The organism is Paenibacillus sp. RRE4, from assembly GCF_031844205.1.
GTDB lineage: Bacteria > Bacillota > Bacilli > Paenibacillales > Paenibacillaceae > Paenibacillus > Paenibacillus xylanexedens_B.
The window spans coordinates 55,787-79,322 of record NZ_JAUZUT010000012.1 but is presented as its reverse complement, the minus strand read 5'-3'; the positions used below and the strand labels follow the sequence as shown (position 1 = coordinate 79,322).

Below are 23,536 nucleotides of genomic sequence, written 5' to 3'. Positions count from 1 at the left end.
GGAGAAACGTTATTTCGGAGAAAAACCAACGAAATCGGCTAAAAGCTCCACATTTCTAGTAAATAACGTCCCTGGTGATCGTTAGAATTTTAAATCGCTAAAAACAGCCAAATAGCGTCTCCTCAGATCGTTAGAATATTCTGATTCGCAACCACGCAGAAAAGGACTGCCTCATGTCAGTCCATGCACACCAAATGCATCAACCGCGAGACAGTCCTCATGCTCTCTGTACTCTATTACTTTCTTTGTACTCTATTTAGCTTCTTTGCACTCTAGTTAGTTCCGTACACTTCTTGCTATTTAACTTCAATAATCAGCCTTTTATTTATCCCATGTTCGAACCTTACATGTTTTATGATCATCTTCACTTGTTCACAGGCATCTAGAAATATCTCTTTGTTGAAGCAAATGTAGCAAACACCCTCTCCATTCACAATGCTCCAACTATCACATCTCGGCCCATTGAGCCAATAACTCATCATAAGCTGCGGATAACTGCTCACGCTCGTTCCAGGTTTGCTCCAGCGCTGGCGGATCATTGGCTAACTCTTCAAGCTGCTGATCAAGCTCCCGAATCTGCGTTTCTATACGAGACATCGCCTGCTCCAGTTGCCGAACAGACCCGTGGTTCCCACGATTGTGACTGCTACTGGGGTCAACGCTCCCATTACTGCTACCACTTCGGCTGCGGCTTTGATTGCTAATGCGGTCACGATTTCCGCTTCCGATATTCTTGTTCCCCCGTCCAGCATCCAGCTCAGTTTGAGCTAGCTCCGAAATGCTCTCTCTACTTGCAGATGTAGCATCACGTCCGTCGCCCCCGGCTTTCAGTCGGGCACCTTTTCTCTCTCCCGTCTCTGCTAACTTTCCATCGATCCCCGTCCCGGTTCCCTTTTCTGTTGCTCTTCTTCCGGTTTTCAATCCGTTCCCAGCGCCTGCACGATTTTCCCATGATCCGCCTTGTGCTGCACGTGCCTGCAAATCAAGCTTCTTTTCCCGATACGCTTCATAATCTCCGAGGTAGGCTGTCAATTTTCCGTTCTCCAGTTCCCAGACACCTGAGGCAAGGCGATTCACAAAGTATCGGTCATGGGAAATAGCCAGCACGGTTCCTTCAAAATCAGCAAGTGAATCTTCCAGCGCTTCTCTTGAGGCAATATCCAGATGGTTTGTCGGCTCATCCAGCAGTAATACATTGGGTTTGCGATGTACCAGCAGCGCGAGCCTCAGGCGAGTCCATTCCCCGCCGGACAGCTGTCCTATCGAACGAAAAACATCTGCACCATAGAAGAGATATCTCGCCAGGATGCCACGAGCCTCCCCTTCCTCTACGCCTGCCTCCAGACGGAAGTGCTCCAGCACGCTCAGCTTTGGATTCTCAGGCTCCTCCTGCTGGGCCAGATATCCCACATCAACGCGCGCGCCCCATTCCAGCTTGCCTGCATCCGGCTGTTCTTCACCCAGCAACAGCTTGAACAGCGTGGTTTTACCGGAACCGTTACGGCCGATCAAGGCCGTTTTGTCCCCGTATTCCAGTAACGCCGAGACACCTTGTAAAATATCTCGATCACCGTATCGTTTCTCCACGTCTTCCAGCACGGCTACACGTTTACCTGTCCGATCCGTCGGACGCACATCAAAATCCGCATGACGACGTTCCAGCACAGGACGTTTTACTTGCTCCATCCGCTCCAGCGCTTTGCGCATGGAGGCTGCACGGCGGAAAAACTTTTCGTTCCCGCCCACACGGCCCCATTCCTCCAGCTGGCGAATCGTTTCCTTCATCTTTTTCATGACCTTCTGTTGCTCTTTGAACTCCTCAAATTGCTTCAGTAGCCGCTGTTCCTTCACCCTCATATATTCGGTGTATCCCCCCGCAGCGGTCTGTGCCTCCCCATCCTCCAATTCCAGGGTGCGCGTCACGACCCGATCCAGAAAATAGCGGTCATGCGAGATGAGAATAACCGTGCCGGAGTAATCCCGCAAAAATCCTTCCAGCCACTCCACTCGCTCCAAATCGAGATGGTTCGTCGGCTCATCCAGCAATAACAGGTCAGGACTAACAATCAGCTGTGAAGCCAGCACCACACGCGTCTGCTCGCCGCCTGAAAGAGAACCGAAGCGCCAGCCGTAATGAGCCTTGGGAATATCCAGGCCATCCGCGACCTGATCAATCCGTGCATCCATCTCGTATCCGCCTTCGCGTTCAAACCGCTCCTGTAGCGCCGCATACCGTTTCAGCAATCTCTCCAGTTGCTCCGGATCTGCTACGCAGGCCGGATCAGACATCTGTTGCTCCATCTCCTTCATCTGGTTACGACAAACAATCAACTCCTGAAACCCAAGGCCCAGCACATCCAGTACAGAATGGTCATCCAGTCCTTCCGGTACTTGGGCAACGTAACCGACACGTGTATCTTTTTTCAGCATTAACTGGCCTTCGTCCGGCTGGCTTAACCGGGCCATCAAACGCATCAAAGTGGTTTTACCGCTTCCGTTGCGGCCAATCAGGGCAACTTTATCCCCTTCCATAATCTCAAAAGTAATGCCGTCCAGCACCAGATGTGCTCCGTGATATTGTTTCAACTGTTGCGCGCTAATAATGATCATAATAAGGTTCCTCCTATGGATTGGAAGAGCCTGACCGCAACACAAAAAGAGCCGCAGGAGGTTAGCTCCGCGGCTCTTCAGAATTCAAGCAAATATGCTTATCGTCCGAATGAGGTCAAGGCAGGCATCTTCTCGCACATGTTAACTTCCGTATATTCAAAATTGGACAGACTTCTCCCGTTGTTCGAAAAAGTGTGAACAATGCCAGCCATAGCAATCGGCAGCTGGCTAATACGGTTGTTAAGCATCTCGTGATTCACCTGTCTTCACCTCCCTTTGTCATAAGTAATGTCAATATATCACAAACGGCTGCACCTCTGCAACCACCTCATGCAGCTAGCTCCCTGTCATGTGCCTGTGACATTGTTATGTGGGTGCACCTACCGTTTCATACAGCTATCCTCTATCAGCAGTTTTCATCCCTCGACTACTCGTACTGACTCCTGCGATCTTTTAAGAGCTTATGCGGCTCTTCTTCCGATTTTCTACCACTCTTCTACCCAGAAGGCAAATTACCCTAGATAATTCATCCGAATATCCACTATATTCTCCAAATTTATCTCCACGCACAGTTCGTCATGCTCATTGATCGCAATTAATGCGTTACCGCTCACACTCAATTTTTTGATGGGGTTGGTATTCTCCAAAAAAATCCCCCACACCAAATGATCTTCTGCATCGGTAAAAGCAATGAAGCCTTCATTCCCCATCTGCCCGTCTCCACCAATGATTTTCCCACCCTGATAATCCGCACTTGTCCATGCATCCACCATCGTCCAACAATCCGGATTGTACTTTACCATACTCTCAATCGTCGTATCACACAGAGGAGAAACAGACATGGTACGCTCATTGTTGTTAGGGTCGAAATATGTGCGGATATCTAAAATAATGACCGTTCCATCTGCAAAAGCGATGCAATTCACCCCTGGCAACTCTTGCTGTTCGGCAGACCAATGTTCCATGATTAAGCTATTCATCATATGTTCCTTCCACGACGCCGAAGCACCAGAGCCGTAATCGCAACGGTGACCAGCGTCAGCAGTCCTGATGTACCTAATGCCGCGCCAAGGAGCGCATACCCGATGCCGTTCCAACCCCCTATATCGATGCTGATCAAAATAATAACCGCCCCGCCAAGCAACGTCAGACACGGCAAAATAGACTGAATCCAAGTCATTCGACGCTTCTGCGCCCGATAAACGATCCATTCGATCAATAGTTGAACCAACCACATCCCAAGCGTCCACAAAATAACGATATCCACAAAATCCTCTCCTTATGATTGGATATTTATATTGACGGCTACAGAGCTGTATTACGGTATAACCTCTCCATAGAGCATGAACTAGATTGATTACTTTTTACCCATACATATTCATGCTGTGGCGCTCTTACTTCAACCAGTCTGCAAAAAAGTTCCGGTACCCTTCTTTCATAACCGTCCTAGAAAAGGCACCAAATGCATACTCGCGGTTGTCCTCCGATACACTGCGCGGCGCAGCCGCAGCCATGTTCACCAATTCAAACCAATTATCCTCGTTGCCGGCAAAGGCATGTGTGGATCTAATATGTCCGTAGCAGGCATGCTCGGGCTTCACGACCATTTTCCCCATCGCCATCGCTTCCGTCAGCGGCATCGCAAACGTATCAAACGCCGAACAACTCCAGTACACTTTCGCTGAGTTCATCAACGGAAATATCTCATCCTGGGTGAGTGCAAACTTCAGCTTCACGTTGCTTGGGATATCGTATTTCTTCATGCTCTCCTGGTAGCGCACACCGCCAAATACCATGTACACGTCTTTGTCCGGGTTCTGCCGGGCATATTCCAGCACAAGGTCGGGACGGCGGTTCGCCTCATCCCGCCCGATCCAGAGCACGCGGTTATGCACGACCTGACTCGGGTCATAATGGCGGTGTGCCAGCTCTTCGTTGAAGCCAATCGGAATGACGTTCACGTCATGCACGCCGAAATTGCGCCCAAGCTCTCTTTTCAAAAACTCCGTCTGCACAATCGCTTTATCCACCATCGTATAGAATGGCTTCATCATCTCATATCCCGTCAGTGCCGGGTCAGGAAAACTGTGCGGAAACAGTACACTTTTCGGCAAAAACATTTTCAGAAACGTAAAACCCGACACCGTATAGATCACATGCTCAATATTTTGGCTATGGATCTGATCCAGCACGATATCATAATTCACCAGGTCACCCTTCTCATGTTCGTACCCCGGAAGCCAGTCGTATCCGCTCACATGACGCTCCGGCGAGATGAACACGACGTCCACGCCAAGCTCCAGCCCGATCTGCTTCAGTCGATCCGCGAACACCCGCGGCCCCTGAGCCTCCGTGAATTGAATTTTACGCATAACCAGTCCGACTTTACGCAAACTTTTCACCCCTTATATCCATATTGAACTTCAACCGTCTAATCTTTTATCCCGTTCAAATGCTCCATGCACTGCTCCAGCCCCGTAGCCGTTTCATGCCATTGATTGCGCAACTGTTCCTGCGGCCACACACAGTCCGGATTCCGTAAATCGCCGTCGATCAGACGTAACATCCAGAGCGAGAATACCATCCCATAAGCATCGTACCACTTTGCAAAAGAACCCCGTTCAACCTGAACACCAAGGCTCTCCAGCTTGTCCAGATACACCTTCATCACACGCGCCCGAAGCTCCGGCGTCATCGGTCGAGGAAAAAGCGGATGCGACAAGTCCAGCAGATGGTATACGTCCCACAATGGCGTATTCAGGTGAGCATGCTCCCAGTCGAGAATGACCAATCTGCCCTCCACCTCGGCTACGTTGCCGGGGTGCAGATCACCATGGCACAGCACCAGCGGTAGCTCGTCCTCTGCTGTGAGTATAAGCGTGATGAGTCTGTCCCAGTCCGCTTCAGACAACGTCAGATGCAGTTCGCGTAGCAGTTTGTCCGTTGCTGACGGGTACTGTAGCAGTTCATGCAGCATATCCCGAATGGGCGGCTTATGCCCGACTCGCGGCAGTTCTTGCCACGTTGCAATGGGCAGTGCATGCCAAGCTGCCATATGTGCGGCAACATTCAATATCGTCGATTCGCACAAGTGATGCTCCAGCTGTCCCATGTCCTCGTAGATCATCCAGCTCTGCGAAGGAGCCGCCGCTTGATCCGAAGCCGCGATGAGCTGCGGATATACGGGTGGCAATTGTGCCATCACATGCTCGTACATCCAGCGTTCCCGTCCATGCTGTGCAGGATTCGTCAGCGGTTTGAAAATATAAGTCTGACCCGATTGAACAGTAAACCGTTCCACATGTCTTCCGTTCATCCCCTTATAGAGAATCTGCCTTGCTGTAACCTGCTTTTCATCTATTGTTCCTTCAGATGTCACCCAGCACTCTGGATATATGCCATTCGCTAAATTCTCCATGTGCTTCATCTGTTGCTCGTCTCTAGTGTTCTCCATATTCCTCATGTCCTCGAAATTCTCTGCGTCCTCTATATTCTCCATGCTCTTCATAAACTCACCCTCCCTTCTGTTTAACCGTTCCGTACAGGATTTCTATTCATCATACGTTGCAGATGAACGGCCCGCAAGGGGGGCTTACTGAGGCAGAGGCGCATCACAAGTGCATTCATCCCACGCTTGCAATATGTCCGCAATTTTTCTCCCCTTGCAATTCGTTCCTTTCCGATCCCTCTGTAGAAAATGATATAATGGAATGACAGATTGTGAGGGTACTTGGACATTTACATAGGAGGAACGACCATGGGCATTGTACTGATACCTGAAAAAGTAGATTTCTGCATCTCCACAACCGATCTGAAGGCCATCTATACCGAATCCGGCGGTGTCACTTTGCGTATAGATGTGCAAACGCGTGAGGATGTGCCTCTTGATCATTATCGAGAAATCGAACTCACTTTCGACACCGTTGCTGAACTGCGCTGCATCACGGTTAATTTTTTCGAGCTATACACAGATCAAATTGAAGGAATCAGCCAGCAAGACGATGTGATCGCCTTCTGGGAGACTAACGGGTATCATCCCGATCCCGGCTTCTATCAGGTCGTAGATTCACCCATTCTAGACGAAAAAAGAACGCTTTTTGATCCCCGAAATCGGCTTGATCTGAAGCATTACCTTGTCACCGGATATGACAGTTATGTTGAGGTTATCTCAGGTTCTTATCTTATCAAAAGATAGTTTATTGGTCAGAGATTAAACCACTCAGTTGCAACCATGAAATAAGTACAATATTCAACCTAAATGTATTATCACAAAAACACCCATTTTCCCTAAGAAAACTTATAATAAAAGGGGCTGTCCCATAAGTCACAAAAGCTTGGAATATCCTCATTATCCAAAATTATACAAAAAAACGTTTCCTTGGTAAAATGGAAGTGTCGAGCAACCACTTTGAAGGAGGGCTTCTTTTGTACATTCAATAGACCATGGATCAACTTTTCTTGCCAATGGATTTGGAGACATATATCCCCGAAAATCACCTCGTGCGTGTCATGAATGAGGCCGTTTATCGCCTGAGCGACTCCATTTTCTCCGCCGCATACCCTGGTGGTGGCCGCCACAGCTATCATCCCGAAATGCTCACTAAAATCATTATCTGCGCCTACACCCAGCGCATCTATTCTTCTCAGCAAATCGCCAAGGCGGTTCGCGAAAATATCATGTTCATGTGGCTCGCCGGGCGACAGCGACCAGACTTCCGTACCATCAATCGCTTTCGTTCCGAACGGATGAAAGAGATACTCGAAACCGTATTTACTCATGTGCTGGAGTTGCTGGTTCAAGAGCAATACGTGTCCTTGGATCACTATTTTCTGGACGGAACCAAGCTCGAAGCCAATGCGAATCGCTACAGTTTTGTATGGAAAAAAGCCGTCCGAGAAACCGAAAAACAAAACACTCAAGAAAGTCATACACCAGTTGCGTAAGGACTTGCTGCTGTTGCAAAAATAAGAGCATCAAATCCAAACTGCTGGTGAGCGAAACCGCTACAGCAAAACTGATTCGGACGCCACCTTAATGCGAATGAAAGAAGACCACATGCGAAATGGTCAATTAAAGCCTGGATACAACGTGCAGATAGGAACGGAAAATCAGTTTGTTGTGGGCTATAGTGTGCATCAGCGGCGCACGGACACCAAATGTCTGAAGCTCCATCTGGATCATCAGGAAGAAATGCTTGGCCAAAAACCGAAGACCGTCATTGCCGATGCAGGGTATGGAAGCGAAGAAAATTACAGCTATTTGGAAGAAAAAATATCCAGGGGATCGTCAAATACGGGACGTATCACACGAAAAAAAAGGGCTTTTCAGCGAGCCATCGGTAAAGTGGACAACTGGAGCTACAATGCAACGTCAGATACATGGACTTGTGTAGCGGGATAGACATTGCATTCTCGGTACGAAAGCCGGACGGTGACAGAGAGCGGCTACACGATTCGCACACGTCATTACCAGAGTAAGGATTGCAACAAGTGTCCTCTAAAAACGACACGCACCAAGGCTCAGGGAAATCGGCAAATCGCAATAAGTCTCATTTACATGCGGCAAAAAACGAGATGCGAGAACGACTGCGTAGCGAGGAAGGGTACACCTTATCGATTCGACGTATGATCGAGCCAGAAAGTGTGTTTGGACAGCTCAAAAACAATCGGGGATTCCGAAGATTCCTGCTTCGCGGCTTGCAAAAAGTAAGCCTGGAGGTCGGTTGGCTTTGTCTTGCTCACAATCTGCTCAAAAAAGTTGCACTGACGGAAAAACGCAAAAAGGACAAAGAGGATAAGCTTTTGCTTTGTCCTTTTTGGACGTATTGGTATTATATCTCTTCACCGATGTGTGTTTTTAGGGGCTTTTAAGACAACCCCCTTCCGATACTTTTACATTAAACTTTACAGGTAAAACAATTACAACTATATCTGTTAAAACAAAAAATGTGATTAGAATTGATCCTTGTGTAGGTTTGAATTTCATAGAATGTAATTAACCAGCGTTTATTTTATGGTATACATTATGAAACCTTTAAATTAAATTCTATTGAAATGATTAATGCGACTTCTACACTTTAAGATCAGAGTCAAGTATGAATCTTTTACACTGTATTCACTAAACTGAGCTTTACTCAATATTCAAAGTACAAGATAAAAACCATCTAAAGATGAATTATTGGACACCAGAAGAAATAGTATTATAAATATGCTCGGGGTTGAGAAAATTAAAAAATTTAAATCCCCAATTATTATGTACGTTCTCTAGTTGATCATCATAATCCACGTTGTAGCAAGCCATGTATATCTCCGGCGAACACAAATTATCACTTAAATAGTCATAAGCCAGCTTTAAATAATCTATTTTTTTTCTGTCTCGTTTAGTTAGAGATGTAATCGGTAAAGTAGAAGGTATCACATTAGTAATATTAGTTTTACATTCAACGAACTCTATAGGTTTCCTGTCATTTGTATAAAAAACCGAATCAATCTTGCTTTGATTACCTATTAATTCCTTATCATTCTTAATAGTTGGTTCCATAAAAACCTTATCTCTTAATAAACTCTTAGTGTATGGACCGTATCTATAAATAACTACCTCTAACAATTCACATTTAACTTTATTGAAATCCTCGTTGCTCATTTTATAGATTGCTTTCATTGCAATTTTCAAACTATTCCTTAATTCACTTTTTAAATTATACCCGGGTGCATCGAAAGTCTTGTCGATTAATCTATCAACAGTCTGCATATAATTAGGTTGAGTTATGTCCTGACTTTTTCTCTTACTATTAAAAACTCTGGAAATTAAAACAAATGAAATGGGTTCTATTTCAATAATTGAAACAAGATCAATAACTTCTGGACGTGTGCTAGGGTTTCTATGATCAGAGAATGTAAGAGCCATTACTTTCTCCTTAAAGAGATGGAAACTTCTTAAGTGGAATTACTAATGCAGATAGTCCCATTTTCATCGTTAGATCATGGATGATTTCCCTAACATACGGCCAAGCGTTTAATGTTACATTTCGTTCTGCAAAGATTTCTAACACACTTGCATAGTCTTCAGTGACCATTGTTGTATCGACCTCATCAATGTTTAATAAATACTCTAATTGCATATCCAATTCAATATTAAACAGTGTATTTTCAGGTTCAATCATGTTATAACTCAGTTCTTCTTCTGATTGGTTAACATGAGCTTTCACCTTAAATTGAAATGGGAACACTATTTTCAATTCAGTTTGAAGTGCATCTTCTACCTTATACTCAAGAGCTATATCAAGAGATGGGTTACTGTTTTGAAAATCTCCATTTCTTTCACAACGGACACCTTCAAATACAATTTCTCTAAGCTGGATTAGAGATATAAATTTACTATATCTTTCTTCTTCATTTAACAAATCCATAAGTCAGGCTCCTAATTAGGCAATTTTATAAAATCCTTTTAATTGTTGAAAGTGGTGTTCACCAATTACAACTTCTGTCTTCCGTTCGAAGTATTGAGATTTCTCTGCTTCAAATTCAATTTTAATATGGCTAGTCATATAATTTAAGTTTTGCGAGTTATACCTGGTAATTATTGTTTCTACTTTTTCTTCAATGAATGGGAGCTTTTCAACTTGAAGATCAAATTTTAAATAATTAGGAGCATCTTTTATATAAGCAATTATTTCTTCTAAAGAATCCATGTCCAATTTCTGCTCAAGTATCCCTTCAGCTATCTCCATTTGGTTTTCTAAAATATCTCTCAATAAGCCGTAGTCATCTGTGCTTAATTTCCGTTTTTCTATAACACTTATAATTTCATTAAATATCTTATCACCTTTTTGAAGAAAGCCCTTCTCAACTTTCTTCACCTCATTAATCCAGCCCTCATATCCTTCAGTTGTTGAAAATTTAAGCATAAACATATAACCATATAGCTTTTCAATCTTAATTCTGAAATAATCTGAAAATCTTTGTACCATCATTTGAATCTCTGTTTTTTCTTGAGTTACACCTTGTATTGAATAATTACCACTAACCCACTTCTTGATTTTAAGTGCGTTATTCAAAATAATCGCCCCCATAATTAGAGACATCCTGATCCCCCTACCCTCAATAAATTAACATGTGATATATCTGATAGTATTCCATTATCACCATGTATATGAGTTAGTAGACTGGAACATCACAAATTTTGCTTATAAAGCTGGGTACGGACATCTCATAAAATTTAGCTAAAAAATACATTAACCAACATCTATCAATTTAAACATCCTAATGATATCTAGACCAGTAGTACTTCTCGTGCTTATGTGTATGTAAAGATTATATCAATTATATCAGAACCCTAGAAGGTTTATCCATATCAACTTATGTCGAAAAAGGTCATATTTTATATTATAATGTATATTTTTGTCGAAAAAGTTACAGGGTGTACCTATGTTTTTTACCTATTAGACCTACTGGGAATGTTAAATTACATCAAAAACGGAGGCACCTTATCCTCGACGATAATAAGATGCCTCTTACATTTAGTTTTTGCTAGTGAAATAATATGACCTATTCAAACACAATTCTCTCTGACGGATGCTCAGGCAAAATGGAGGAGGCGAGTTGCCGGACAGCAGGCTGATCCGACTCTAAGATGGAATCCGTGGCATCCCCGGTATAGACCAGCCTTCCCTGATCCATCACGGCGATGCTGTCGCAGATCGTCAGTGCGGCGCGGATGTCATGCGTGATAAACAGATAGGACAGCCCGTACGTCGCTCGCAACTCTGCCAGTAAGGACAGGATGTGAGTCTGATGTACCATATCCAGACTGCTGATCGATTCATCCAGCACGATTAACTTCGGCTTAAGGGCAATGGCTCTGGCGATATTGACCCGTTGTAGCTGACCGCCACTGAACTGATGCGGAAGCTTGCTCGCGTCCTGCGGTGCAAGCCCGACCTGCACGAGAAGCTGTTCAATGGTGCGTTGCTGCTCCTTCGCGGACAGGCGCTCGTAATTGTCCAGCGGCTCGCCAATAATCTGCGCTGCCGTCATCATTGGATTCACGGCGGAGTAACAGTCTTGGAAAACGACCTGTAGATCACGACGTAGCCCTTTAAGCACCGTTTTATCCGCTCGATAGATATCCTGACCTTGAAATAACACCTGACCCTGGCTTGGTCTTTCCAGCCCAAGAATAACTTTGCCCAAGGTGCTTTTACCTGCTCCACTCGTTCCAAGCAGCCCTAAACACATGCCTTCTTCAATCATAAGTGAGACATCTTCCAGAACAGAAGGGCGCGATCCCGAGCGCTGGAGCCAGCTCCGCTTGCCATAGCTATGACCTACTTCATGTACGTGTAACATCCAGTTCATTGCCCTCCTTCCTTCGTTCTTAAACCACTCATCCTGTTCCCTTATGCAAAATGACGGAGAACGCTGCTTAATGCCTAAGAGCCATACTCGGCCTAGCATTGAGCAACATCCGGGTATACTCATGCTGCGGATGATCAAACAATTGATACACATCTGCCTGCTCGATGATCCGCCCCTTCTGCATAACCGCCACTTCGTCTGCCATCTGTGAGATAACACCTAGATCATGCGAGATGAGCAAAATAGACGTACCGTGCTCCTTGCGAAGCCGATCCAATTCCCGGAGCACATTCAACTGATTCACGACATCCAGTGCGGTTGTAGGCTCATCCGCTATAACCAAAGCAGGCCGTAGACACATGGATACGGCAATCATCACTCGTTGCAGCATGCCTCCGCTGAGCTGAAACGGATAACGTTTCATCAGCTTTGCCGGATCTGGAAGTTTCATATCAGCCAGCGCATCAATGGCCTGTTCCCGTGCCTCTGCTTTGGATATCTTCGTATGAGTTCGCAATGTTTCAATGAATTGAGAGCCGATCGTATATACGGGGGTAAAAGCATTCATCGGATTCTGCATGATAAATCCGATATCCTTGCCGCGTATACGCCGCATCTCTTCTTGGGATACGTTACTGAGCTCCCGTCCGTTCAGACGAACACTGCCTGACGATTCCATCCTTCGCGGATGAAGCAATCGCAGTAGCGCATTACACGTCACAGTTTTGCCGCAGCCACTCTCACCAACAAGGCCGAAGACCTGCCCTTTTTTCAAATTCAACTGAACAGGTTCCAGTAACGGGACGGCTCCCTTCGCTGTCTTGAGCTTAACCTCCAGATCACGCACTTCAAGTACAATCTCTGCCTCGTCCATCGTCACATCCCCCTTGTCCAGTTTATTTTCACGATTACTTTTTGGAAATGCCATAACGATCAGACAGTGCTTCTCCCAAAATGTTAAACGTCATCACCACCAGCAGAATGGCTACACCCGGATAGATCATCAGTTCCGGATGACTGCGAATATACCCTATGCCTTCATGAATCATGGCTCCCCACTCCGCGTTAGGCGGCTGAATACCAAGTCCAAGGAAAGACAGCGCCGAGATATCCATAATCGCCCAGCCCATCTCCAGTGTACCCATGACCACGATGGGACGTTGCACATTGGGAATGATATGTTTACGAATGATCGTCCAGGTGGAGGAACCACTAATTCGAGCAGCTGCGATAAAGTTCCGTTCCTTCAAGCTAACCACCATGTTTCGGCATATACGCGCATAATGCACCCACTGCACCATCATGAGCGCCAGCAGGATCTGCATCAGACCCGGGCCGAAAATCCCCACGATGCCCAGCACCAGTACCAGCTGCGGAAATGCCAGTATGCCTTCACACAAGCGCATCAGCACATTGTCAATCCAGCCGCCCAGATAACCGGAGATCGATCCAACGATCAGCCCGATAATCAAAGACGACAGGAAGATCATCGTTGCAAATCCAAGGGAAATCCGCGCTCCATAGAGAAGTCTGGAGAGACTGTCCCTACCCAGATGATCTGTGCCGAGCCAGTGATCGGCAGATGGGTTCTTTAGCTTCTGCAACAGGTTAACTTTGACCGGGTCATGCGGTGCGATCCATGGAGCCAATAATGCCAGAATGAAGAAAAGCATTACAATCGCAGCGCAAATCCAAATTATTTTTTTTCCTCGAAACATCGTTTGCCATCGGTTCATCAATGCTCTGCCCGTCCTTTCGCCGAAATCCGCGGGTCCATATACAGCTGCACCAGATCAACGATCAGATTACATACGATGAACAGACATGCCGAAATAAAGACATAACATTGGATCACGGGAATATCTCGGTTGAAGATGGCTTCTACAAAATAACGCCCGAAACCCGGCCACGAGAAGACCTGTTCTACGATAATCGTTCCGGTTAACAGCCTGCCCATGGTCATGCCCATCCCCGTAATAAACGGGGTAATGGCAATCTTAAGTACATGTTTCAGCATAATGACCCGTTCACGTATGCCGCGCGTTCTGGCGTATTGCACATATGCTTCCTGTAATTGTTCGATTACACTGGTACGCAGCATACGGGTGTATAACGCAATCATCACCATAGAAAGCGTAAGCGTAGGCAATACCAGGTTCTCCCAAGAGCCTCGCCCTTCAACGGGGAGCCAGTCCAATTTCACGGCAAAAAAGAAAATGAGCAGGTAACCGAGCCAGAACTGCGGAATGGAAGCACCAAAATAAGAGATCGCCCGGCTGACCATATCAATCCAGCTATTTTTGTATACCGCCGCCAAAATTCCGAGAGGAATACTCACCAGTGCAGAGAACAGAATGCTCCACAAGGCCAGTTCTGCTGTAGCCGGGAACTTATCCTTGACCTCATCGATCACCGGTTTATTCGTGAGATACGAGGTGCCAAAATCCAGCTGGGCCATCCTCTTCAACGTATCCACATACTGAGTGAGCAAAGGCCGATCCAGACCGAATTCATGTCGCTTCTCCGCCAGCAGCTCTGGTGTTGGATATATATGTGCAGCTGTCAGATACGCTTCGGCTGGATCAACCGGTGAAATATGGATTAGCCCAAAAGTGACAAGTGTAGCGATAAAAACGATAGGAATGATCGCGATCATTCGTTTACCTATATAGCCGATCACCAAACTTTCCTCCCCTTTTACCATGCCACACAAGCTCTTGCTGCCTGATGTGTTACGTGTTCATTACTACGTTTTTGACGCTCATCAACTATGATTATGGATTGCTTAACTGCATCCCCACAAACGGATTTTCATCACGATTCGCCGGGAAGACAAACTTAGCAATTTTCTTCTGATATACAGCTGTTTTCTTCACATAAGAAATCGGTACAATCGCCGATTGGTCCTGCAATGTCGTCAGAATGGATGTATACAGTTCCTGACGTTTCTTCTCGTCTGTAGAGGACAGTGCTGCATGCACCTGATCGTCCAGTTCCTTTTTCATCGGCAAAGCAGTAAGTGTCTCGGAGATTCCGAATCCCGGGCTTGCTACGACGTTAATGAAGGAATGCGGATCGTACGGTGCACCATAGTTGTACCAGAAGTACAGGTCGAAATCATTGGCTTTCAGACGTTTGATCTGTACCGTTAGTTCAAGTCCGGTAAGGTTTACTTTAACCCCGAGCTCGCTCCATTCGGCCTGAATGGTCTCGCCCATCGCTTTCTGAATCGGGTCGGTTTTATCAAAAATCAATTCGAATTCCAGCTTCTGTCCGTCTTTCTCACGCACGGTTCCGCCTGCCGGCAACTTCCAGCCTGCTTCATCCAGCAACGCTTTGGATTGCTCCACGTTATATTCGATCGGTTTCAGATCCACATTGGTATATGGATAGTTTTTGGACAGTGCCGTATCAGCCGGTTCTTCCAGACCCGATGTGACACCTTCTACCATTGCTTTTTTGTTAAAGCCCTGTTGAAGTGCCTTCCGCACTCTCACATCAGACAACTTCGGATTCGAAGAGTTAAGCAACAGATCACGGGTACCTACAGGATCAGACAGTTCGCTTACATATTTATCGTTCTCGCGAAGCTGCTGGAATGCATCCAGACTGATCACGCCTTCACCGTAAATCAGATCGAGATCACCTTTTTCAAAAGCAAGCACACGTGTCTCTGCATCAGGGATGATTTTGACCATAATCTGATCAAATGCAGGTGCCTTTCCCCAGTAATTCGGGTTACGTTTGAAGACCGCGTACTCATCCTGCTTATAATCAGCGAGCATCCACGGGCCCGTACCTACTGGTTCCTTGATGCCTTTGGATGTATCCCCATCATCCGGGAATCCGGCCGCACCCAGGAAACGGAACGGGCGAACAACGGACAAATCCTGAAGCACAGGATAATACGGCTCCGTAAGTGTCATGCGGAACGTATGATCATCTACGACCTCGGTTTTGTCCAGCACGCCAACGATCCCAAGCCAGCTATGTGTTTTTTTATTTTTCATCACGGAGTCAAAATTCTTTTTCACAATTTCAGCGTTAAAAGGTGTGCCATCGGAAAATTTCACCCCTTGGCGTAGCTTGAATGTATATACTTTGCCATCATCAGAGATGGTCCATGACTCCGCAAGTGCCGGTTCCAGTTTACCATCCTTCTGGTAACTCACCAGTGGTTCATAGATCATGGATTGGGCAAACAATTGGGACGGATTGTACGTATGTGGATTCATGGTACCGATATCCCGCGGCCATGACATCGTAATCGACTTCGCCGAAGCCGCCTGATCGCCTGAAGCAGAAGGAGTTTCTTTATTACTTCCTGTATTACTGCAGCCTACAATAAAAAGCAACAACAACGTTGTTACCAGTATGAAGACTGAGGATTTGCGATGCTGAGAGAACATAAACATTGAACCCCTTTTCTATATGCTTGATAATGATTCTCATATTCATTCATTAAGAATAGGCAGGAGACCGCCTTTTGTCAACAAAAATCGACATAATATGTATACCTATTAAATCTTTGAAGAAAGCCATCTTTGCTCGTTGAGAAAGCTTCACTAGATATAATATCTCCAGCCGGGATACGTTCTAAAAAAAACAATAAGCTGTTCCGCTTCTTACTCGCGGAACAGCTTATGTTTGAATTCAAATATTCCATGCTGCTGTGCATTTTCATTCTCGCTTAAAGTCTAACCTTATTCACCTTGATCATATAGCAACTTACGATACAGGATCGCACTGCAGTATAGAATCAGTAGCTTGTCTTCAACCAGTTGTCTTTAGACCAAGTTAACTTTCCTGCTCCTGCACCGTTGGAAGCAGTGAGACGTGCATTCAGTGTAGATGGATCGTCCGTTGTATACGTATAAGGAAGAGATGAGAATCCATTCCAGGAGAACGGTTTAATTACGGCCGGAACAGGTGCAAGTGGACTACCTGCCGTATCACTATTACCACGGAAGGAGCTTCCGTCCAGAGAGTACATCGTATCGAGCACGCTGATTTTACCGGTATATGTGGCGTTGGTCGGATCGGTCTGATTGTTGCGTACAGGGTACTGTACATCCTTGATTACTGATTTTTCAACCAACACAGCGCCACTTTCGGTAGAGATAGCGCCATTGCTGGTAATCCCAAATTTGTAGCCTTTAGATGCAATGGCTGTGGCCATAGCGTTAGTAATACGCGCTTGAGCTGAACGGGCACCCGAAGCATCCATGATGATGTTATAGGCATGGGCATTACCGCCACGCAGACGCGGCATGCGGTCCTGAATGTCTTTATACAGGTTATGATGCAGGGTAATCGACAGGTTAGCGTTAGCCGACTCTAGACTGGTCGCACCGACGAGATGCCCTTTTTTCTGCGGCCCAGCGATGGCAATGATATCTTCTTTGCTTAAACCGACCGCACTGCTACGCAGATGGTTATACATTGGATAGGAAGATTTATTGGCTTCCAGTTCATTGATCTGACGGGTAACCCAGCTGTTCGCACTACCGTCATCCCCTTTGAAAGTGGACCAGGAGATGGTTACACCGCTGGTTCCTTTTTTCGAATCGACAAGTCCGTCATAGGCTTTGTTAAACGTGCAGTGATCGATCCACACGCCGCTACTGTCCTCCAAAGTGATGTAATCCCAATCGTTTTTGTCATAATCCCCTTTGGTGGATTCATCCCATTCCCACAGCTCATCGAATTCCAGGTTACGAATAATCACGTTAGAGCTTCGTTTCACCGTGATGGCAGCGTGTTTGATCTTGGAGCCATTAGCCGAGAAAATGGTTAGTCCGTTGAAGCCGTCCACCGTAATTTTGCTGACACCCGTCTGCTTCAATACCGGATGTGTCAGTGCATCGTTATGCTTCGCGAAAGGCGAAGTCTGTGCCGCGCTTGGAATCTCGTTCCATCCTAAATTGAGGTCGTTCATAATTTCAACGACTTTGACACCGGAGTTCTTTTTCAGAGCCAGCGCCAGGTCGGTGGCATTATACACTTTTTTATACGCGGATGTGTTTGACTCACTAATGATTCCACCGCCCGTGTTGCCTTGGGAGAAACCGGTCAGGTTGTAATCCGCATTGCCTGCTGCCTGCACACTCGCAGGTCCGGATAATAAGGTGAACCCCAGCGTGAGGGCCAGAGCCGTGCTGCATAAGCTTCGTACTGTTTTTTTCATCGAATTGATTCCTCCCGATAGTATAATGTTGAATGATGAGTTGTCCTTCCTGTCCCTCTGCGGCATGTCATGTCGCAAGTGACATATTCACAATGTAAATCATGGAAGCGATTACAACAATAATCCTGATTTCACATTCCTGTGAGAACGGCTGACAGGATGCAAATGGTACCCGAAACAACCTCGCATCGTATCAACTTAACTTGTATAACGGGATTTGAGGGTGGAATGAGAAATCGGCGAAGGGAATAACACGTGTATAGATAAGTGAAATAAAAAAAGACAGGACCGCATCTAGTGCAGACCTGCCCGATTTTACTTTTTGATTGAACGTGTCCAGAAGCCGCCATGGAACTGTTTGGGCTCCACGGTAATGACAAAAGCTTTGGGATCAAGAGCCAAAATGGTCTGGTAGAGCAACTTCTGGTTTTTACGTTTCGCCAAAATCTCCATGACCAGCCGATCTCCGTCACGTCCGCTACCTACCCAAGCGGTAACACCATACCCCTTGTCCCGAAGCGCATTGGCAACATTGCCGTCCATCTGGTTGCAAATCACTTTCACGGTAACATATCCAAGTGCAATCTTCTCCTCAATCCATGCTCCAAGCAGTACTCCAAGCCCGTATCCCACGGCGTATACAATCAGCGCGGATGGCTGGGTCAAATAGCTCAGTACCAGATTCAAGCCCAGCACATAGATTACAATCTCACCCATACTGATCAAGGCAGCGATGTATTTCTGTCCTTTAAGTGTCAGAATCATACGAAGGGTGTAGGCCGATACATATACAATCTGAATCAAAAAGATAAATAACAAAATTTTAAGCAATGACGATCCCTCTTTCCTAGACCTTTTCGATGAATCGGGGCCTTTGTTACGTGCTGCAAAGCGAACACTTCTAGTTCATTGGAAATGCATTTAACAATCTAAGCTCATGCGGTCCATCATATTCCTCTATCTCCATCATTGGACGTTATGCCCTCTTCTTAAACGGCTTCATGTAAATTTTCAGTATGCCGGAACTGCCATTATAAGACCGTTTGTATCGATGTTCAACCCGGCGAAGGTCCCAGGGGCGTAATAACGGTAGCGTGAATATGATGTATGAAGCACATTGGATTTAGGGTGATTCCTTATCCTTTTCGAGCCCATGCAAGAGAAATGTTCGAGCGCAAAATATAGACGGGATGAAGGTTTTATAAGGAAATCATTTGCCTTTGGTGAGTACAGGACGGATGAACTTCAAAGGAGGAGTGTTCCATGGAAATATGGCGGGAAATGGAGCAGGAAGGTATGGAAAAGCTTGTTTTTTGCCACGATTCCTCCAGCGGACTTCAAGCAATCATTGCCATTCATAACACAACTCTTGGCCCGGCTCTGGGTGGATGCCGCTACTGGGCCTATGCATCCAAAGAAGAAGCAATCCGGGATGCGATAAAGCTGGCCAAAGGCATGACTTACAAAAATGCCATGGCAGGTTTGCCCTATGGCGGTGGTAAAGCTGTTGTCTGGGATGTGACCGGTGCTTCGGAGCAGATGAAGGCGGGGGAACGGAACGACGGAGGACTGGTGGACTCCGTGAAGAGCAATATGCTTGATAGCGTGCTGATAGTCTCGCATGAAGGCGATATGCTTGATGAGGTACTGCTGGACTCGGCTAAGGGAGACACGTCTGCAGAAGCGCTAGCGGACTCATCGAAGAGTATTGCGCTGGGCAAGATGCTGGTAAACTCAGGGATGGACGAAGCAGACGAAGCTTTCAACGGGGTGGTAGAGGAGACTTCAAAAGACGAAACACGAGGCCGAATGTCTGCGGAATCAGCAAAGAGGGAATCGCCTGGCGTGACATCAGTAGACGCTTCATTGGACGGTGCGTTTGGCGAAGGGCTGGCAGATCCAGCGAAGAATAAAGACATTCGTGCCTCTCAGTTTCGGGCACTGGGGCGGTTTCTGGAGCGATTACACGGTCGCTTCGTGACAGGTTTGGATCTGGGCACAACGGCGGCAGACATGGACCAGATCCGGGTGGAGACGGCATATGTGACGGATACCACGGGATCCCTTGGCGCACAGGATGACTTCACTGCCGACATGACCGCCTACGGCGTGTACATCGGCATTGTCACCTCTCTGCGTCACCAGGGCGTAGCCGATCTGCAGGGCATTCCCATTGCCGTCCAGGGACTGGGCAAGGTCGGGTATGCCCTGTGCCGTTACCTGCATGCAGCCGGGGCACGGCTGACCGTGGCAGACGTTGTACCGGAACGTGTACAACGTGCCCTTGTGCAGTTCAGCGGCGCCATCTCGGCCGATCCGGCCCGTGTTCACGCCGCTGACTGCAAGGTGTTCGCCCCCTGTGCCCTAGGGGGCGTGATCACCCCGGCGACCGTGGAGGAGCTTCGCTGCTCCATTGTCGCCGGGGCGGCCAACAACCAGCTGAGTGAACGACAGCTGGTTGCTGGCCGCATGCAGGCGCGTGGCATTCTGTACGCGCCTGACTACGTGCTGAGCGCAGGCGGCATTATCAGCACCGCCTGCGAACTGCAGGGAGCTGGGCCTGACCAGATCCGCCAGAAAGTGGCGGGGATAGCAGGCACGCTCAGCAAGGTATACGCAGAGGCTGCGCAATCTGGAATCTTCACAGCAGATGCAGCCGATCGTCTGGCCGAGGCTATTCTCGAATCAGGCCAGACCGACTAGGCCCAATAAGTCACACTTAAACGTGTCTGTCTTTCATAGATGAGGCGAGTACTGATTAGCATTTTATCCGGAGATTCGCAGAGCTCTTTATTCTAAACAGTTCCCCACGAGCTCTTACACTTACATCTACACCTGCACATGCACATGCACCTATATCTGTATTTGTATCTGTATCTGCATCTGCATTACACTAACATCTGCACCACCAGTTAGTTGTCACCACACTCTAACGATCACAGGAGACGTTGTTTGGCCCATTTTGCATGTTGCCCCAAGCTAACGATCACCAGACACGCTATTTTGCAAAATTCAGCTCTTTTTCGGCCTAAAACATCCTCTTTTGCAGAAATAAGCTTCCTGGTGATCGTTAGAATTCCCAAGGGCCACTTTTCACCCAAATAAGCTCTTCTGAGATCGTTAGAATCACACCTAGAGTTACTTGTTGAGTTACTTATCCATCTATTGCACCTGGATTACTTGTTTGAGTTACTTATCCCCCTCTACTACTCGTCAGGTTACTTGTTTCAATCACTACTGCACACTGGCCTACTTGTATGATTTACTTATCCGATTTACCGCGTATCGGGTTACTCACTGTACCTGTTTCACTCGGTTCACCTACTTCAATTACGCTGTTTACTCCGTTTTCTTTGTTCGCTTCATTTCTTCATCCAGTTCAATTACTTTGTTTGCTTACTTATTTCATTTCTTCCTTTATATCATTTATTTCATTTCTTCATTTCTACCTTTACTTCATTTCTTCATTTCTACCCTATACTTCATGCACTTTATTTTAAACCTTACTCCATCCCTTACTTCTTCCCCTGATTAACCACCCTTGTTATGTAACAGAGCCCCGCGTGCGGTTAATTGCAAGCCGCTCACGGGGCGAAAATATATACTCACTTCCATCAATCTTGCTTAGACTCACTACATCGAATTACACAACTTATGCCTTCAGCAAGTTCAACCAGAGTAAGAACCCTGGAAAGCTCCTCGGCAGACTCCAGCTCAAACGACTACAGACGACTTGACCACTGGTTTCTTCACACGATACAACAGCGTCCACAGCAGCACATTCGCCACAATCAAGATCACGCCGTACATCCAGACACCTCCGGAGAAAGAACGGAAAAAGACATGAGCACCCCACAGTAAAGCGAACACAGGTAAAGCAGCGAAAATATACCACCCGTCACTTTGCTGGGCCACACTGAACGATTGGGAGAACGGCGGCTTTTGTAGCATAAACTTCCCGGATACCGGGATCAGAGCCGTAGCTGTGAGCAGAATAATCGCAATATCTGGCAAAATTCGAAGTCCGAATGTCCATGTGAACACAACCGCATTCAGCAGGAATACAGGTATGAATATGTTGCTTAGAAATGCCTTCAGGGCGCCTCGATATAATACATTTTCATTAGCCATTGGCGCGGCGCGAAAGATCCATGATGCCTTGTACTGACCAGAATATTTCAGCATGATTACGATCGTTACCAAAAGAACCAGCATAATATATAAGGTGTACATAAATGAACTTTGCCTGAATTCCGTCCAGGTCGATGATTGTAAAGCGGTATACCAAAAGATATAAGGCATTACTAATGAAAAACCTAGCGAAGGATACACTTTCAGCTTGAACTCCCGCTCATTGCGCATCATGCTGGCTGACAGACGAAAGCAGGCTTGCTCCTCTGTAGAGCGACTGAACAGCTTGGCAAGCATGCGATCCCAGTTTCCCCGGCGGCGGCTGGATGTCTGGCCGGAGTGGGCCATTTTTTCCAAATACAGCTCGAAGGATGGCATAAGCTTCACATATACAATCAGGCAAACCAACGGAACAACAACAGCAAGCGCTGTTAACGTATAGATCCACCCCCCGCCATGACCTGCGAATAACCATTCGTATGCAGCAGCATACCATAGCGGAGGTAAGAGCAGTTGCCACCATTCCGGCGTAAAAGCTACTTTAAAATCAATCATATCGAAGGAACGAACGACAAACTGATATCCAATTGCGATCCCCACGGAAAGCAATATCTGCACCATATTGATCATGTCTTTCAACTTCTCCCCATCCAGAAACTTCATCATGAAGAGATAGATGAGGGATGTGGTCACCAAGATCAGTATGCTAATCAGAATAATCTGAAACAGAAAGATCAGGAAGAAACCAATTCCGTGCGTAACCAATCCGGCAATGAGCGGCGCAGCCGTCACTGAACCTGTCAGCAGCACCAGATAGACCCCCGCATGAATAGCTCGGGCCATTCCCACGGTTCGCGCATTGACGGGTTTGGTCAGAATAATATTGCGATCCCGGATGTCCAGAAGCACCGATGAAAAATCGGAAATCATCGACGTCATAATCATAAACATCAGCACGCCAAACAGAATGCCCATCTGAAGCATGAATTGCCCTGTATTCCAGACGACAAAGGGAACCATGATTGCTCCCATCAAGGCATACAGCCAGAGAGAACGAACATACTGGTTACCTTCTTTGTTCTCCTTACTCTTTGACCTTCCGGCCATAATCGTAGGCACTCTGCGCTGATCCATCTGGAACTTCACCCGTAAAATGAGGCGTAGCACGTCATAATCAGCACCCGTCTTGGTGATAATCGGCCGAAAACGATCCATAATCTGGAGCGTACGAAAATCGGAGGGTTCCGCCAT

19 protein-coding genes and 2 pseudogenes are annotated in these 23,536 nt (G+C 46.6%); 4 read left to right on the top strand and 17 right to left on the bottom strand.

What is annotated here, in order from left to right; all coding sequences use genetic code 11:
* Window positions 1-447: 447 nt before the first annotated feature.
* From abc-f to Q9R46_RS26150, 6 genes are all read right to left on the bottom strand, one after another.
* A complete protein-coding gene (gene abc-f, locus Q9R46_RS26175; RefSeq protein ID WP_311282346.1) occupies window positions 448-2,610 on the bottom strand; it encodes a ribosomal protection-like ABC-F family protein in 2,163 nt (720 codons plus the stop codon).
* Between the two features lie 98 nt (window positions 2,611-2,708).
* Complete coding sequence (locus Q9R46_RS26170) at window positions 2,709-2,870, bottom strand: hypothetical protein (RefSeq protein WP_167375752.1); 162 nt, start codon at window positions 2,868-2,870, stop codon at window positions 2,709-2,711.
* Between the two features lie 252 nt (window positions 2,871-3,122).
* On the bottom strand, window positions 3,123-3,593 hold the full coding sequence (locus Q9R46_RS26165) for a hypothetical protein (RefSeq protein WP_311282345.1): 471 nt from the start codon (window positions 3,591-3,593) through the stop codon (window positions 3,123-3,125).
* Entirely contained in the window at window positions 3,590-3,877 is a 288-nt protein-coding gene (locus Q9R46_RS26160; RefSeq protein ID WP_311282344.1) for a YesK family protein, read from the bottom strand. The genes Q9R46_RS26165 and Q9R46_RS26160 overlap by 4 nt, the downstream gene beginning before the upstream one ends.
* 127 nt (window positions 3,878-4,004) lie before the next feature.
* Window positions 4,005-5,003 (bottom strand): glycosyltransferase, encoded by a 999-nt coding sequence (locus Q9R46_RS26155; protein WP_311282343.1) that lies wholly within the window; start codon window positions 5,001-5,003, stop codon window positions 4,005-4,007.
* A gap of 38 nt (window positions 5,004-5,041) precedes the next feature.
* A complete protein-coding gene (locus Q9R46_RS26150; RefSeq protein WP_311282342.1) occupies window positions 5,042-6,118 on the bottom strand; it encodes a phosphotransferase family protein in 1,077 nt (358 codons plus the stop codon).
* Between the two features lie 249 nt (window positions 6,119-6,367).
* On the opposite strand from Q9R46_RS26150, the gene Q9R46_RS26145 reads away from it, so the two are divergent.
* Both Q9R46_RS26145 and Q9R46_RS28640 read left to right on the top strand, forming a co-directional pair.
* The gene (locus tag Q9R46_RS26145; RefSeq protein ID WP_311282341.1) at window positions 6,368-6,805 is read left to right on the top strand and encodes a hypothetical protein; all 438 of its coding nucleotides are present in this window, start codon (window positions 6,368-6,370) and stop codon (window positions 6,803-6,805) included.
* Window positions 6,806-7,053: 248 nt separating this feature from the next.
* Window positions 7,054-8,364 (top strand): annotated as a pseudogene (locus tag Q9R46_RS28640) (IS1182 family transposase); the annotation flags it as partial.
* A gap of 421 nt (window positions 8,365-8,785) precedes the next feature.
* On the opposite strand, the gene Q9R46_RS26125 reads toward Q9R46_RS28640, so the two are convergent.
* The 10 genes from Q9R46_RS26125 to Q9R46_RS26080 all read right to left on the bottom strand — a co-directional run bounded on the left by Q9R46_RS26125 (window position 8,786) and on the right by Q9R46_RS26080 (window position 18,985).
* Window positions 8,786-9,517: a hypothetical protein gene (locus tag Q9R46_RS26125; protein WP_311282338.1), complete on the bottom strand. Its 732-nt coding sequence runs from the start codon at window positions 9,515-9,517 to the stop codon at window positions 8,786-8,788.
* A 10-nt stretch (window positions 9,518-9,527) separates the two neighbouring features.
* Window positions 9,528-10,019, bottom strand: a complete 492-nt coding sequence (locus Q9R46_RS26120; RefSeq protein WP_311282337.1) for a hypothetical protein — start codon at window positions 10,017-10,019, stop codon at window positions 9,528-9,530.
* 15 nt (window positions 10,020-10,034) lie between these two features.
* A complete protein-coding gene (locus tag Q9R46_RS26115) occupies window positions 10,035-10,694 on the bottom strand; it encodes a hypothetical protein (protein WP_311282336.1) in 660 nt (219 codons plus the stop codon).
* 463 nt (window positions 10,695-11,157) lie between these two features.
* Entirely contained in the window at window positions 11,158-11,958 is an 801-nt protein-coding gene (nikE, locus tag Q9R46_RS26110) for a nickel import ATP-binding protein NikE (RefSeq protein WP_311282348.1), read from the bottom strand.
* Between the two features lie 76 nt (window positions 11,959-12,034).
* A complete protein-coding gene (gene nikD, locus Q9R46_RS26105) occupies window positions 12,035-12,841 on the bottom strand; it encodes a nickel import ATP-binding protein NikD (protein ID WP_311282335.1) in 807 nt (268 codons plus the stop codon).
* 34 nt (window positions 12,842-12,875) lie between these two features.
* Window positions 12,876-13,703, bottom strand: coding sequence for a nickel ABC transporter permease subunit NikC (gene nikC / locus Q9R46_RS26100; RefSeq protein WP_397386424.1), 828 nt, complete (start codon window positions 13,701-13,703; stop codon window positions 12,876-12,878).
* Window positions 13,703-14,647, bottom strand: coding sequence for a nickel ABC transporter permease subunit NikB (gene nikB / locus Q9R46_RS26095; protein WP_311282333.1), 945 nt, complete (start codon window positions 14,645-14,647; stop codon window positions 13,703-13,705). The genes nikC and nikB overlap by 1 nt, the downstream gene beginning before the upstream one ends.
* Window positions 14,648-14,741: 94 nt before the next feature.
* Complete coding sequence (gene nikA / locus Q9R46_RS26090) at window positions 14,742-16,376, bottom strand: nickel ABC transporter substrate-binding protein (RefSeq protein ID WP_311282332.1); 1,635 nt, start codon at window positions 16,374-16,376, stop codon at window positions 14,742-14,744.
* 350 nt (window positions 16,377-16,726) lie between these two features.
* Window positions 16,727-18,154, bottom strand: a complete 1,428-nt coding sequence (locus Q9R46_RS26085) for a pectate lyase family protein (protein ID WP_311282331.1) — start codon at window positions 18,152-18,154, stop codon at window positions 16,727-16,729.
* A 315-nt stretch (window positions 18,155-18,469) separates the two neighbouring features.
* On the bottom strand, window positions 18,470-18,985 hold the full coding sequence (locus Q9R46_RS26080) for a DUF2179 domain-containing protein (protein ID WP_145333669.1): 516 nt from the start codon (window positions 18,983-18,985) through the stop codon (window positions 18,470-18,472).
* Window positions 18,986-19,417: 432 nt separating this feature from the next.
* On the opposite strand from Q9R46_RS26080, the pseudogene Q9R46_RS26075 reads away from it, so the two are divergent.
* Both Q9R46_RS26075 and Q9R46_RS26070 read left to right on the top strand, forming a co-directional pair.
* Window positions 19,418-19,666: pseudogene (locus tag Q9R46_RS26075) on the top strand (Glu/Leu/Phe/Val dehydrogenase dimerization domain-containing protein); the annotation flags it as partial.
* 27 nt (window positions 19,667-19,693) lie between these two features.
* On the top strand, window positions 19,694-20,857 hold the full coding sequence (locus Q9R46_RS26070; protein ID WP_311282347.1) for a Glu/Leu/Phe/Val dehydrogenase family protein: 1,164 nt from the start codon (window positions 19,694-19,696) through the stop codon (window positions 20,855-20,857).
* A gap of 1,011 nt (window positions 20,858-21,868) precedes the next feature.
* Here Q9R46_RS26070 and Q9R46_RS26065 read toward each other — a convergent pair.
* On the bottom strand, window positions 21,869-23,536 hold the full coding sequence (locus Q9R46_RS26065) for a hypothetical protein (RefSeq protein WP_145333670.1): 1,668 nt from the start codon (window positions 23,534-23,536) through the stop codon (window positions 21,869-21,871).